Origin of the sequence: Vibrio crassostreae 9ZC13 (assembly GCF_000272045.2) — a bacterium.
GTDB lineage: Bacteria > Pseudomonadota > Gammaproteobacteria > Enterobacterales > Vibrionaceae > Vibrio > Vibrio crassostreae_C.
In genome coordinates this window covers 107,962-122,248 of record NZ_AJYZ02000040.1, presented here as the reverse complement: position 1 = coordinate 122,248, position 14,287 = coordinate 107,962, and the positions used below count along the sequence as shown (strand labels likewise).

General features: G+C 45.3%; 13 protein-coding genes and 1 riboswitch. Of the genes, 6 read left to right on the top strand and 7 right to left on the bottom strand.

From position 1 onward, the window contains the following. Positions 1-505 precede the first annotated feature (505 nt). Genes hemG through A136_RS13145 form a run of 3 tightly spaced genes read right to left on the bottom strand, consistent with a single transcriptional unit; the run spans position 506 to position 3,159 of the window. Positions 506-1,033, bottom strand: a complete 528-nt coding sequence (gene hemG / locus A136_RS13155; protein WP_017058824.1) for a menaquinone-dependent protoporphyrinogen IX dehydrogenase — start codon at positions 1,031-1,033, stop codon at positions 506-508. A gap of 10 nt (positions 1,034-1,043) precedes the next feature. Further along, positions 1,044-2,501, bottom strand: a complete 1,458-nt coding sequence (locus A136_RS13150; RefSeq protein ID WP_008223210.1) for a TrkH family potassium uptake protein — start codon at positions 2,499-2,501, stop codon at positions 1,044-1,046. Between the two features lie 34 nt (positions 2,502-2,535). After that, positions 2,536-3,159 carry a YigZ family protein gene (locus A136_RS13145; RefSeq protein ID WP_017063033.1) on the bottom strand — a complete coding sequence of 208 codons (624 nt, stop codon included), beginning with the start codon at positions 3,157-3,159 and terminating at the stop codon, positions 2,536-2,538. Positions 3,160-3,386: 227 nt separating this feature from the next. Between A136_RS13145 and fadB the strand changes: the two genes are divergently transcribed. From fadB to A136_RS13130, 3 genes are all read left to right on the top strand, one after another. Next, a complete protein-coding gene (gene fadB, locus A136_RS13140) occupies positions 3,387-5,558 on the top strand; it encodes a fatty acid oxidation complex subunit alpha FadB (protein WP_017058822.1) in 2,172 nt (723 codons plus the stop codon). Positions 5,559-5,584: 26 nt separating this feature from the next. Continuing rightward, positions 5,585-6,748: an acetyl-CoA C-acyltransferase FadA gene (gene fadA / locus A136_RS13135; protein WP_017063032.1), complete on the top strand. Its 1,164-nt coding sequence runs from the start codon at positions 5,585-5,587 to the stop codon at positions 6,746-6,748. A gap of 242 nt (positions 6,749-6,990) precedes the next feature. Beyond that, complete coding sequence (locus A136_RS13130; RefSeq protein ID WP_017058820.1) at positions 6,991-7,971, top strand: MDR family oxidoreductase; 981 nt, start codon at positions 6,991-6,993, stop codon at positions 7,969-7,971. 135 nt (positions 7,972-8,106) lie between these two features. Here the strand turns inward: A136_RS13130 and A136_RS13125 are convergent, their stop codons facing one another. Together A136_RS13125 and A136_RS13120 are read right to left on the bottom strand one after the other, a co-directional pair. After that, complete coding sequence (locus A136_RS13125; protein ID WP_004736673.1) at positions 8,107-9,048, bottom strand: LysR family transcriptional regulator; 942 nt, start codon at positions 9,046-9,048, stop codon at positions 8,107-8,109. A gap of 156 nt (positions 9,049-9,204) precedes the next feature. Continuing rightward, positions 9,205-9,390, bottom strand: coding sequence for a hypothetical protein (locus A136_RS13120; protein ID WP_004736674.1), 186 nt, complete (start codon positions 9,388-9,390; stop codon positions 9,205-9,207). A gap of 149 nt (positions 9,391-9,539) precedes the next feature. Here A136_RS13120 and tusA point away from each other — a divergent pair, with 149 nt between their 5' ends. Beyond that, positions 9,540-9,791 (top strand): sulfurtransferase TusA, encoded by a 252-nt coding sequence (gene tusA / locus A136_RS13115; RefSeq protein ID WP_004736675.1) that lies wholly within the window; start codon positions 9,540-9,542, stop codon positions 9,789-9,791. A gap of 83 nt (positions 9,792-9,874) precedes the next feature. On the opposite strand, the gene A136_RS13110 is transcribed toward tusA, so the two are convergent. Beyond that, complete coding sequence (locus A136_RS13110; protein WP_017058818.1) at positions 9,875-10,129, bottom strand: hypothetical protein; 255 nt, start codon at positions 10,127-10,129, stop codon at positions 9,875-9,877. A gap of 151 nt (positions 10,130-10,280) precedes the next feature. Then, positions 10,281-10,835, bottom strand: a complete 555-nt coding sequence (locus A136_RS13105) for a TMEM165/GDT1 family protein (protein ID WP_017055491.1) — start codon at positions 10,833-10,835, stop codon at positions 10,281-10,283. Positions 10,836-10,869: 34 nt separating this feature from the next. Then, a riboswitch (yybP-ykoY riboswitch) is annotated at positions 10,870-11,045 on the bottom strand. A 210-nt stretch (positions 11,046-11,255) separates the two neighbouring features. Between A136_RS13105 and glyQ the strand changes: the two genes are divergently transcribed. After that, entirely contained in the window at positions 11,256-12,185 is a 930-nt protein-coding gene (gene glyQ, locus A136_RS13100; protein ID WP_017063031.1) for a glycine--tRNA ligase subunit alpha, read from the top strand. Between the two features lie 2 nt (positions 12,186-12,187). Then, positions 12,188-14,254, top strand: coding sequence for a glycine--tRNA ligase subunit beta (glyS, locus tag A136_RS13095; protein ID WP_017058814.1), 2,067 nt, complete (start codon positions 12,188-12,190; stop codon positions 14,252-14,254). Positions 14,255-14,287 lie beyond the last annotated feature (33 nt).

The following is a 14,287-nucleotide window of genomic DNA, read 5'->3' as shown; positions in this document are numbered from 1 at the left end:
AGTTTTGATTACCTAAATTAATAGGTGTGACTCAACGAATACTGACTTCAAAACTACAAAAAGTAATTCTAAAGCTATTACCATTCCAACAGAATGATAATGAATTGACTGTGCCGATAATAAATTATCGATTGGTCACTCAGTTCATTGAAATCAATGTGATTCCTAAGAATCAATTTTTGATATTCATCAACGAGTGCCCACACAGATTGATAGGTTTAAATTGTTAAAGAGCTTTTCCTTTTTGAGCTTCGCTCAAATCGGACGGCCATTTTAGCGATTTAAGTTTTAGTGTCAACCACTATTTTCAAAACTTTTTTCAAGCGCTTGGCTTGGCTAATTTGGCTTGCTGATTCGTTCTGGTTTCCTAAGAAGCCATCCCGTGTCAGCGAGGTGGCATTATAGAGATTTCGATCACACTGGCAAGCCCTTTTTTAAGTTTTTTTCGTTTTTTTATTCGTTCGATTAAAAAGAACTCAAAACGCCTCAAAAGTAGGCTTTTATCTTACATATTCTTCAGTTTTTCAGTGAACAAAGAGACTTTTTCCCAGTTTGTGTACTCAACTTCCTTCGTTGTATCCGTTTCACCACCTGTCATATTCATAATAAAGCGGATCATGGTTCTATCGAACCAGTTATAACGTGGGTAATAGAGGGCACCTGCAAATACACCGATTAAAGTCGGCTGCCATGGAGACTTGGTAAGGAACTTCTTAATATACGCACTGCCTTCTGGTGTATCTTTGCCTTGGTCTTCTTTACGCGCCGTTAAGTTAACACAGAAGAACGCAACCTTGCTTGATTGCAACTGAGTAAGGTTGGCATCAATAAATTGATATAGCTTCTTATTAAGGTGGCCATAACGAATCGATGCGCCAATCAACACTCTGTCGTACTGAGCAAAGTCCACCTTGCCAATAGTGTGCAGATCTTGAAGCTCACATTCGAACTCACTCATTTCTTCTTTTATATAGTTCAAGATTTTCTTGGTCTGCCCTTCACGGCTTGAATACAAAAATAGAACTTTTGCCACAATGTTGTCCTTAGCTACGCCAAAACGTAGGGGTCAATAAGATTAATAAGGTGAAGATTTCTAATCGGCCAAACAGCATAGATACGATAAGTACCCATTTTGCTTTGTCGTTCACATCGCCAAAGTGCACCGCGACTTCACCAAGGCCCGGGCCAAGGTTATTTAATGTCGCCGCTACCGCAGAGAAAGCACTCAACTCGTCCATACCAGTTGCAATAAGAGCCAGCATACAAACCACAAACACTAATGCGTATGCAGAGAAGAAGCCCCAGACCGCATCTACAACACGTTGTGGTAGTGCAGAACCGCCAACCTTGATGGTATAGACAGCCCGTGGGTGAACAAGACGCTTCATTTCACGAGCACCTTGCAGAGTAAGTAGTAAGATTCGAATCACTTTCATACCACCACCCGTAGAACCTGCACATCCCCCTATAAAAGAAGAGAACAAAAGCAGTACGGGTAAGAACAATGGCCACTCTGAGAAACCCGTCGTTGTAAAACCCGCGGTCGTAGAGATAGACACGGTTTGGAACAAGGCTTGGTCGAAAGCATCGTAGTACGAATCATAAGAGTGATGATTGAGCAGTAATAAGAAACAAACCAAGAACAGTACTGCCTGAATAAAGATAAAGGCGCGGAACTCAGGATCTTTCCAATAATACTTAGGATGCACACCACCTGAAGCAAATGCAGCAAAGTGAAGCGAATAGTTACATGCGGATATAAGAAGGAACACAACTGTAATCATGTTGATCGCAGGGCTATTGAAATACCCCATGCTCGCATCGTGAGTCGAGAAGCCACCAATCGCAATAGTAGAGAAGCTATGACTGATGGCATCAAAGAAGCTCATCCCAGCAAGCCAAAACGCCACTGCACAAGCAATGGTTAAGCTCAGGTAGATGTACCAAAGCGCTTTTGCCGTTTCAGCAATACGCGGAGTCATCTTGCTATCTTTTACTGGACCCGGGATTTCAGCACGATATAACTGCATACCACCGATACCCAGAACAGGGAGGATAGCTACCGCTAATACGATGATACCCATACCACCAAACCATTGTAGGAACTGACGATAAAAAAGAATCGCCTTAGGCAGATCATCGAGGCCGACAATTACGGTCGCACCTGTCGTAGTTAATGCAGAGAAGGATTCGAAGAAAGCATCGGTTACCGACACATTGGGGTTATCGGCGATCAAAAACGGCAGCGCACCCGCACTACCGATTACCGTCCAAAACAGAACAACAATCAAAAAGCCATCACGCGCTTTCAATTCATGCTTATAACGTCGGTTTGGAAACCAGCAAGTTGCTCCACAGAATAAGAGAACGAAGAAGGTCGTCACAAATGGCACACCCGCACCATCTCGATAGATCAGTGCGACGAGCGCAGGAGCAAGCATTGATACACTAAAAAGTGCTAATAATAATCCGACGATTCGAATAATTGAGCGAAATTGCATGAGCTATTGAACGAAGCGAAATGCTTCACACTTCCTAGTTGTCTTTGACTTTCGTTACCAGTGCCTTAGCACCGCTTTTATTGATCATGGTTTGGGTAAACGAATCTACCTGAAGGAGCTCTATTTCAATAATAAGCTCAACTTGAACACCATAATCCGCTTGGACCTCAACAGCCTGATGCTGAGCCATGATGGATTGTGCGATCGGCACAAAGCCATAGTCTAACTCTAGCCGTAATTTTGTGGTTATTTTTTTCTCGATAGTTTGAAGCAGCTTGAGAGCTTGTTGTACGCCACCGCAGTAAGCCTTAACCAAACCGCCGGTTCCAAGCTTAATTCCGCCAGAGTAGCGCGTCACAACAGCCGTTAATTCACCGACACCAGAGCCCGATAGTTGCGCCAAGATAGGCTTACCCGCTGTACCCGAGGGTTCACCATCATCACTGAAACCCCAAAGCATTGAGTCTTCAGGTCGACCAGCAACAAAACCCCAACAGTTATGTCGTGCTGAAGAATGCTCTTTTTTCACCTGTTCTACGAACTGTTTTGCAGCTTCAACACTTGGAGTATGAGCAAGATGCGTAATAAAGACGCTCTTTTTTATCTCTTCTTCAAACAGAGCCGACGCAGAAGGTATTAAATAAGGCTGTTCATTCATATCGTTAACTTAGTTAATAAGAGCGACGAAGTGTATCACGCGTGAATAATAAGGGTTAGAGGATCTGTGCCATCGCACAATGTTAAACAATTGTTTAAAAAATGTATTGAAATTAATCAAGCAGAGGTACAGACTAAGATAACTGGTCTTACCAGGTATTCTACAATAATAGAAAGATAACAAGATTCTCTCAAACAATCGTGGATTGTATGTCATGGAGATAGACAATGATTTACCAAGCTAACACCCTACAGGTAAAGGAATTACAAGATGGTATTGCGGAATTAAGCTTCTGTGCACCAGCCTCTGTAAACAAACTCGACCTTGCTACTTTAGAATCACTAGATAAAGCGTTAGATGCTCTTAATGCTCACGCAGGATTACGTGGTTTAATCTTAACTTCAAACAAAGACGCGTTCATTGTAGGCGCAGACATCACTGAATTTCTTGGCCTATTTGCTAAGCCAGAAGCAGAACTTGATGAATGGTTAAGATTCGCTAATTCAATCTTCAGCAAGCTCGAAGACCTTCCTGTCCCAACTCTTTCAATGATGCGTGGCCATGCCCTTGGCGGCGGCTGTGAATGTGTACTCGCTACCGATTTCCGTATCGGTGACAAGACCACCAGCATTGGCCTACCTGAAACCAAACTTGGCATCATGCCTGGTTTTGGTGGTTGTGTACGCCTACCTCGTGTTATCGGTGCTGACAGCGCAATGGAAATTATCACGCAAGGCAAAGCATGCCGTGCAGATGAAGCGCTTAAAGTTGGCTTGTTAGATGCGATTGTTGAAACAGACCAGTTACTAGAATCGGCAATCAATACCGTTTCTCTGGCTGCTAATGAAAAATTAGACTGGCAGCTACGCCGTAAACAAAAGACATCAGCGCTTTCACTAAGCAAACTCGAAGCGATGATGAGCTTTACCATGGCGAAGGGCTTAGTTGCTCAAAAAGCAGGGCCTCACTACCCAGCTCCGATTACTTCTGTGATTGCGATTGAAGAAGCAGCACGCAGCAATCGCGATGCAGCACTCGACATCGAACGTAAGCACTTCGTTAAGCTAGCGAAATCGGAAGAAGCAAAAGCATTAGTTGGCTTATTCCTGAATGACCAGTACATCAAAGGCTTAGCGAAACAAGCGGGTAAGTCAGCAAACAAAGCAACTGAGCGTGCAGCCGTACTTGGTGCAGGTATCATGGGCGGCGGTATTGCTTACCAATCAGCTCTAAAAGGCGTGCCAGTGATGATGAAAGACATCGCACAAGCATCGCTTGATCTAGGTATGAACGAAGCATCTAAGCTGTTGAATAAACGCTTATCACGCGGTCGCTTAGATGGATTCAAGATGGCAGGTATTCTGTCTTCTATTACTCCAAGCCTGCATTACGCGGGTGTAGAACAGTCGGATGTGATTGTTGAAGCAGTAGTAGAAAACCCGAAAGTAAAAGCAGCAGTACTGAGCGAAGTGGAAGGTTTGGTTGGTGAAGACACGGTTCTAACATCAAACACCTCTACAATTCCGATCAACCTGCTAGCGAAATCACTGAAGCGCCCAGAAAACTTCTGTGGCATGCACTTCTTTAACCCTGTGCATCGCATGCCTTTGGTTGAGATCATCCGTGGTGAACAAACTTCAGAAGAGACCATCAATCGCGTGGTTGCTTACGCAGCGAAGATGGGTAAATCCCCAATCGTTGTTAACGACTGCCCAGGCTTCTTCGTTAACCGTGTACTTTTCCCTTACTTTGGCGGTTTCAGCATGTTGCTACGCGACGGTGCTGATTTCACTAAGATCGATAAAGTGATGGAGCGCAAGTTCGGTTGGCCAATGGGCCCGGCTTACTTACTAGACGTTGTAGGCCTAGACACTGCACACCACGCACAAGCTGTGATGGCGCAAGGTTTCCCAGAGCGTATGGGCAAAGAAGGTCGTGATGCGATTGATGCACTTTACGTTGCTGAAAAATACGGTCAGAAAAACGGTAGCGGTTTCTACACATACAGCGTAGACAAGCGTGGTCGTCCGAAGAAGACCTTCTCTGAAGACATTCTTCCTATCTTGGCTGACGTATGTCAAGCACCACAAGATTTTGATGACCAAACAATTATCCAGCGCGTGATGATTCCAATGATCAACGAAGTGGTGCTTTGTCTAGAAGAAGGCATTATCGCGACACCGCAAGAAGCGGATATGGCACTGGTTTACGGTTTAGGCTTCCCTCCATTTAGAGGCGGCGTATTCCGCTACTTAGACAGTGTGGGCATTGGTAACTTCGTTGAAATGGCGAAAGGCTACCAAGACTTAGGTGCAATGTACCAAGTTCCTCAGCTATTGCTTGATATGGCAGCGAAGGGCGAAAGCTTTTACGACAGCCAACAAGCCAGTTCTCTGTAACCCACATTTGGAAAAGGAATAGCAAAATGAAAAATGTAGTTGTTGTTGATTGCCTTCGCACCCCAATGGGACGTTCCAAAGGTGGAGCTTTCCGTCACACTCGTGCTGAAGATCTGTCTGCACATTTGATGAAAGGCATTTTAGAGCGCAACCCAGAAGTAAACCCTGTCGAAATTGAAGATATTTACTGGGGTTGTGTACAACAAACACTAGAGCAAGGCTTCAACGTTGCACGTAACGCTGCCTTGCTTGCTGGTCTACCGATTGAGATTGGTGCTGTAACAGTCAACCGTTTATGTGGTTCATCTATGCAAGCTTTGCATGATGCAACTCGCTCTATCATGGTTGGTGATGCTGAAATCTGCCTGATTGGTGGTGTGGAGCACATGGGCCACGTACCAATGAACCATGGTGTTGATTTTCACCCAGGCATGTCAAAACACGTAGCAAAAGCGGCCGGCATGATGGGGCTAACCGCTGAGATGTTAGGCAAAATGCACGGTATTAGCCGTGAAGACCAAGATGCATTCGCAGCACGCTCACATGCTCGCGCTCAAGCAGCTACGGTTGAAGGTCGTTTCAAAAATGAAATCCTGCCAACCGAAGCTCACGCTGCAGACGGTTCTCTGTTCACTCTGGATTACGACGAAGTCATTCGCCCAGAGACAACAGTTGAAGGCTTATCCCAGCTGCGTCCGGTATTTGACCCAGCAAACGGCACAGTAACAGCAGGTACTTCATCAGCTCTGTCTGATGGTGCTTCTGCAATGCTTATCATGAGCGAAGAGAAAGCTAACGCACTTGGCCTTAAGATTCGCGCTCGCGTGAAGTCTATGGCTATCGCTGGCTGCGATCCTTCAATCATGGGTTACGGCCCAGTACCAGCAACCCAAAAAGCACTTAAACGTGCAGGACTAACCATTAAAGACATGGGTGTGATTGAGTTAAACGAAGCGTTTGCTGCTCAATCTCTACCTTGTGCTAAAGACTTAGGTCTACTGGATGTTGTTGACGAGAAAGTAAACCTTAACGGCGGTGCGATTGCTCTGGGTCACCCACTAGGCTGTTCTGGTTCTCGTATCTCGACGACGCTAATCAACCTGATGGAAGCACAAGACGTGAAATACGGCTTGGCGACTATGTGTATTGGTTTAGGCCAAGGTATTGCAACGGTATTTGAACGCCCATAGCGTTTACTGACTGTAATATTTGAAGGGTAATCTTTTGTGCAGCTATATTTATATAGCTGCACTTTTTATTGCTTGGCATCCAACAATGCATCGATTGTGTTCAGCTAACTCAACGAGAGAAAAACCAACCCTGACATCTATGCACAAAACGCATATATTCAATGTTGATGTTTCATTATTTTTTCTCGGATGATTCAACTAAAGTTACTTCAGTTTCCTAATATTCCTCCACGGAGCAGATCATGTTTAAAGCACTTGTACTAAACCAAGAAGACAAAAAAACTATCGCGTCAGTTTCTCAAATTGAAGAATCTCAATTACCAGAAGGTAACGTGAAGATTGATGTTAGCTACTCTTCTTTGAACTACAAAGATGGTTTGGCGATTACAGGTAAAGGGCGCATTGTTCGTAACTTCCCTATGGTTCCTGGTATCGACCTTTCAGGTGTGGTTTCACAATCTGATGACCCACGCTACAAAGCAGGCGACGAAGTTGTTTTAACGGGTTGGGGTGTTGGTGAAGGTCACTGGGGCGGCATGGCTGAAAAAGCGAGCCTAAACGGTGATTGGTTAGTGCCAATGCCTAAAGGTCTAGACGCTAAGAAAGTCATGGCGATCGGTACAGCAGGCTTCACGGCAATGCTTTGTGTGCAAGCTATCGTAGATGCAGGCATCAAACCAGAAGACGGTGAAATCCTAGTTACCGGCGCAAGTGGCGGTGTAGGTAGCGTATCTATCACTCTACTAAACCAACTGGGCTACAAAGTGGCAGCAGTGACTGGCCGTGCTTCTGTAAACGGTGAACTACTTAAATCACTAGGCGCGACACGTATTGTAGAGCGTGCTGAACTAGAAGAACCAGCTAAGCCACTAGAAAAACAACTGTGGGCTGGCGCTATCGATACGGTAGGCAGCAAAGTGCTTGCGAAAGTATTGGCGCAAATTGATTACAACGGTGCGGTTGCGATGTGTGGTCTAGCAGGCGGTTTTGACTTACCAACCACGGTAATGCCATTCATTCTGCGTAACGTTCGCCTACAAGGTGTTGATTCTGTAATGTGCCCTCGTGAAAAACGTATTAAAGCGTGGGAACAACTGGCTGAGCTACTACCAGAATCTTTCTACGCTCAAGCAACCAAAGAAGTGTCTTTAGACGGTGCAATTCAAGCAGCAGAAGACATCACTAACGGTCAAATCACTGGTCGCGTAGTCATTAAACTATAGGCTCTCAAACATAAAGTTATCAAACCTTAAGCAACAGCTTTAGGCTTGGATAACCCAAAACAACAAAGGGCTGATTTTTATCAGCCCTTTTGCGTTTTTGTCATTCGGGTCAAGTGAACTCAGACTCAGATCCGGTTAACCCAAACCGACATCCGCAATCCGTTTTTGAATCAACTCACCACACTCTTCTTTTACCACTCTTCTTAACCATTGTTGTGAAGCAGAAGAATCGCAACGCGAGTGCCAGATCAGTGAGTAATCAAACGGCATAAATTCAAATGGTAATGGCTTAACAACCAAGTCATAACGCTCTGCTACCAAATAAGCCAAATCAGCAGGCACAGTAATCACCAACGGCATTCTATCGACAATCGCCAATGCAGCTTCAAGGTGATAAGCACGCAACACCATTTTACGAGGCTGTTGATTGGCTAACGCGTTGTCTAATAAAGCCTTAACACCATCACTGATCGCAATCATCGCATGTGGGAGTGAAACATAGTCTTCAAGGCTTAAAGGTTGATCGGCTAATGGATGGTTTTTAGATAACAGACACGACACACCAACCGGCCCCAAGACTTCTTGATGAAGTGGTGCAATGCTGCCACTCGGACGACAGATCGCCATATCAACGCGTTCGGTGCTGAGCTGTTTAAACAAATGCTCATGCTGCAACGGAGCAAACTCCAAAGAGATATTGGGTGCTTGTTCATAAATCTTAGGCAACGCATAAGGCAAGATGGTTTGCATCGCATAATCGGTGGTAGCGATCAGAAAACGTTCGCTGCAATAGTAAGGGTCAAAGTCACTCGGACTCAGCAATTGGCGAAAAGACTCCAAAGGCTGATCAATACGCTGACTGATCTCGAGTGCTTTCTTGGTAGGAATAAGGTGCTGACCTTGACGTGTAAACAACGGATCGTTTAGTAATTCTCTTAAACGCCCTAATACTCGACTGGTTGCGGATTGGCTTAAGTTAAGACGAAGCGCGGCCTGGCTTACGCTGCCCTCTTCAATCAATACCTTTAAAGCGACCAATAAATTAAGGTCTCTACGATAGATGTCTTCTAATTCCACGCCACTTACCTAGCTGTATACGATTGCCATTAGTCACTAAGTTGTTTATAGCATGCTTTAGATAAAAAAAATCCCGCAATTACGCGGGGAAGCCCAAGAAAATTGGGGGATAGTGTCGGAATGTTGTCGTATCGGAATTCGCTTGCTGTATTCGGGTTAGTGCTCTTGCTCTTCGGCTATGCCTTGCCAACGGCGCATCTCTACCCAAATACCAATAATCGTTGCTACTATGCCAAAAATAGGCATCAGTGAGGTCTCTGTCGATGAGCGTAGTACTAACGCACAAAAAGAAATAAAACAGAGAACCGAATAAATTGTTAATCTATCTAATCCTGTCAACATCGCCACTCCTTAGCTAGTTGCCTTTGCTTCAAATTGTTATCAACTTGTTAACTAAGTTATAGGAAATGATTCTGTTTGCCAAGCACTTATTGCATATTTTTTCTGCAGACGTATTATTCACTCGTTAGATAGATATAGAGATACAAACCATGACATTCAAACCTGAACTGGCAACCCATACTTTAGAAGCTGAAGGCCTGCGTTGCCCGGAACCAGTAATGATGGTCAGGAAGACAATTAGAAACATGCAGGATGGCGATGTGTTACTGGTAAAAGCTGACGATCCTTCGACAACTCGAGATATTCCGAGCTTTTGTCGATTCATGGATCACCAGTTGGTAGGCCAAGCAACAGAAACGTTGCCTTACCAGTATTTGATCAGAAAGGGATTGGAGGCGTAACGCCCCACCGACTATCAAGTATCAAAAAAGCCGCTCGTACCTTATGTTCTTAAACAGAACTCAGAGTACGAGCGGCTTTTTGTTTATTCGCTTCTAGATTTGTTTTGCAGATGCTCCAGCTGATGCTGAATTTCTCGGATATCTTTGCGCATCGGAATAATATGCGCGACCCGAATCCAAGCCTCTACCGCAAGTGCAGTCATGATGATGGCACCCGCGACCATTGGCAGCCACATGTCCGTCAACACCATGCCTAACAGTGTAAGTGCAAGACCAAAAGTAAATAGATAACTTTGGCTTTGTGGAGTAATACCCATATAACGCGTCAACATAATCATGCCCTCGTGTTCTTAACTCACAAGATTAAAATATCATGACAAGTATGACAGTTATATGTCCATTCGCTCGATAAACCCCACAATACTGTAAGAGTATGACCTACAACACATTACTCTACTGATTGAGTATAATAAGACTCAATACCACCTGTTAATAGAAAGCAGCAGCGATAGCTAAACCCACGAATAGCAAGGCTGTGATCTTACGAATCAGATCAAGAGGCATCTTATCAGCAGACAGCTTACCGATGATCACCACAGGCACATTTGCCAGCAACATACCAATGGTTGTACCCAGAATCACCCACGTTAATGCATCAGAATATTGAGCCCCTAGAATAGAGGTCGCAATTTGGGTTTTATCACCGATCTCAGCAATGAAGAAGGCGATGAAACTGGCGACAAACGGGCCTCGGTTTGATATCTGCTCATCGTCATCCAACTTATCCGGAATCAGAATCCAGCCCGCCATAGCGATGAAACTAACCACCAGCACCCACTTTAATACTTCAGGTGAAAGATAGTCGGCGACCACAACCCCGAGCCATGCAGCAAGGGCATGATTGGCAATGGTGGCAAAGAAGATAGCCGCAATGATAGGTATCGGTTTTCGATATCGACTGGCTAATAAAAGGGATAGCAACTGGGTCTTATCACCGATCTCGGCTAAGGCGACAGTTGTAATTGAAATTGCTAAAACGCTCACGACATGCTCATTTGGGATGGAGATTATTATATTTAACCAAAGACAAACCTCGCGCCCCATCCCGGTTCACGATGCTTGTCTAAGGTCTTGCTAAGCGCCACCAAGGTGGTGGTTGCCTCGAACGCCATGATGATTTTGCATCAATTATGTTGACGAACGAACTCATTCAATAGGATATGAATAAGTAAGCTACTCCCCAAAGACCGCGAGATTTTAATCACCCACGCTTTCAAACACAAGTGTCAAACTTATCAAAATATCCACTTGTGCCGAAAAACAAACATTAAAGGCAAAAAAATCCACTAAACGACATTTTAGACCACTAATTAAACAAGATTACCCCTACTCGCTTTACGAATATCTCGGTATACTCAGAGGTTATTTTTCTCATTCATTTAAAAGAATCGCGCGAACCTGACTATGCAAAAATACGATATCAAAACCTTCCAGGGAATGATCCTCGCGCTGCAGGATTACTGGGCTCAAAACGGTTGTACCATTGTTCAACCTCTAGATATGGAAGTAGGTGCAGGCACCTCTCACCCAATGACATGTCTACGAGCACTTGGCCCAGAGCCAATGTCTACAGCTTACGTTCAACCTTCTCGTCGTCCGACCGATGGCCGTTACGGTGAAAACCCGAACCGTCTGCAGCACTACTACCAATTCCAAGTAGCGCTAAAACCATCGCCAGACAATATCCAAGAGTTGTACCTAGGCTCCCTAGAGGTTCTTGGTGTTGACCCACTTGTTCACGACATTCGCTTCGTTGAAGATAACTGGGAAAACCCAACACTAGGCGCATGGGGCCTTGGTTGGGAAGTATGGCTAAACGGCATGGAAGTAACTCAGTTTACTTACTTCCAACAGGTTGGCGGCCTTGAGTGTAAGCCAGTAACTGGCGAGATCACTTACGGTATCGAGCGTCTAGCAATGTACATCCAGGAAGTAGATTCTGTTTACGACCTAGTATGGAACGTAGCACCAGACGGTTCTAACGTGACTTACGGTGACATCTTCCACCAAAACGAAGTTGAGCAATCGACGTACAACTTCGAGCACGCAGACGTAGATTTCCTATTCACTTTCTTCGACCAGTGCGAGAAAGAGTGTGAAGAGCTACTTGAGCTTGAGAAGCCACTGCCGCTTCCAGCTTACGAGCGCATTCTAAAAGCAGGTCACGCATTCAACATCCTTGATGCGCGCAAAGCTATCTCTGTAACAGAGCGTCAACGTTACATCCTTCGTATCCGCAACCTGACTAAATCAGTTGCTGAGGCGTACTACGCGTCACGTGAAGCGCTTGGCTTCCCAATGTGCCGATCTGTAGAAGAAAAGGAAGGTAAATAATCATGGCGAAGAATTTTCTAATTGAACTGGGTACGGAAGAGCTTCCACCAACAGCACTTCGTTCTCTAGCAGAAGCGTTTGCTTCTAACTTTGAAGCAGGTCTTAAAACGGCTGAGCTTTCTCACGAAGGCATCAAGTGGTACGCAGCACCTCGTCGTCTAGCACTTAAAGTAACTGCACTGGCTGAAGGCCAAGCAGACAAAGTGGTTGAGAAACGTGGCCCTGCTGTTTCTGTGGCATTCGATGCTGAAGGCAACGCGACCAAAGCGGCACAAGGTTGGGCTCGTGGTAACGGTATTACTGTTGAGCAAGCTGACCGTCTGAAAACAGACAAAGGCGAGTGGCTTCTTTTCAAACAAGAAGTAGCTGGCAAACCAGTTCAAGAATTGGTGATGGACATTGCTGCGAAAGCACTGGCTGGCCTACCAATTCCTAAAGCAATGCGCTGGGGTAACTCAGACATTCAATTTATCCGTCCAGTAAAAACACTGACAGTACTACTAGGTGATGAGCTTGTTGAAGGCGAAATCCTAGGCGTAGCATCTGCTCGTACTATCCGTGGCCACCGTTTCATGGGCGAACAAGAGTTCACAATCGACTCTGCTGACCAATACCCTGCGATCCTAGAAGAGCGCGGTAAAGTAATGGCAGATTACGAAGCGCGTAAAGCGATCATCCTTGCTGATTCGCAAAAAGCGGCAGCTGCGGTTGGCGGTACAGCTGACCTAGAAGATGACCTTGTTGAAGAAGTAACGTCTCTGGTTGAATGGCCAGTAGTACTGACAGCGAAGTTTGAAGAAGAATTCCTAAAAGTCCCTTCTGAAGCTTTGGTTTACACCATGAAGGGTGACCAAAAGTACTTCCCTGTTTACGATGACAACAAGAAACTACTACCGAACTTCATCTTCGTATCGAACATCGAGTCTAAAGAGCCTCGTCACGTTATCGAAGGTAACGAGAAAGTGGTACGCCCACGTCTTGCTGATGCTGAATTCTTCTTCAACACAGACCGTAAGCGCCCGCTTATCGACCGTCTTGCTGAACTAGACCAGGCTATCTTCCAGAAGCAATTGGGTACTATCAAAGACAAAACAGACCGCATCACAGAGCTTGCAGGCTACATTGCTGAGCAAATCGATGCTGACGTTGAAAAGTCTAAGCGTGCTGGCCTACTGGCTAAGTGTGACCTAATGACCTCTATGGTATTCGAATTTACGGATACTCAAGGTGTGATGGGCATGCACTACGCGACTCACGACGGTGAAGACGAGCAAGTTGCACTGGCACTTTACGAGCAATACATGCCTCGTTTCGCGGGTGACGATCTACCAAGCACTGGTATCTCTTCAGCAGTAGCAATGGCAGACAAGCTAGACACTATCGTAGGTATCTTCGGTATTGGCCAAGCACCAAAAGGTTCTGACCCATTTGCACTTCGTCGTGCGTCTCTAGGTGTGCTACGTATCATCGTTGAAAACGGCTACAACCTAGACCTAACCGATCTGATCGGCAAAGCGAAAGAGCTACTAGGCGACAAGCTGACTAACAAAAACGTAGAAGCTGACGTTATCGACTTCATGCTAGGTCGTTTCCGCGCATGGTACCAAGATGCTGGTTTCAGTGTTGATATCATCCAAGCGGTACTAGCACGTCGTCCAACTAAGCCTGCTGACTTTGACCAACGTGTTAAAGCGGTTTCTCACTTCCGTGAACTGGAAGCAGCAGAAGCACTAGCAGCAGCGAACAAGCGTGTAGGTAATATCCTTGCGAAATTCGATGGCGAGCTACCAGCTGAAATCGACCTAACGCTTCTTCAAGAAGACGCAGAGAAAGCACTGGCTGAAAACGTTGAAGTAATGACGGAAGCACTAGAACCAGCATTCGCAACAGGTAACTACCAAGAAGCCCTAAGCAAGCTTGCTGATCTACGTGAACCAGTTGATGCATTCTTCGATAACGTAATGGTTATGGCTGATGACGAAGCGCTTAAGAAGAACCGTCTAACGCTACTGAACAACCTACGTAACCTGTTCCTACAGATTGCTGACATCTCTCTACTGCAAAAATAAGCACAAGTGAGACAATTACTCTAAGTCATACTC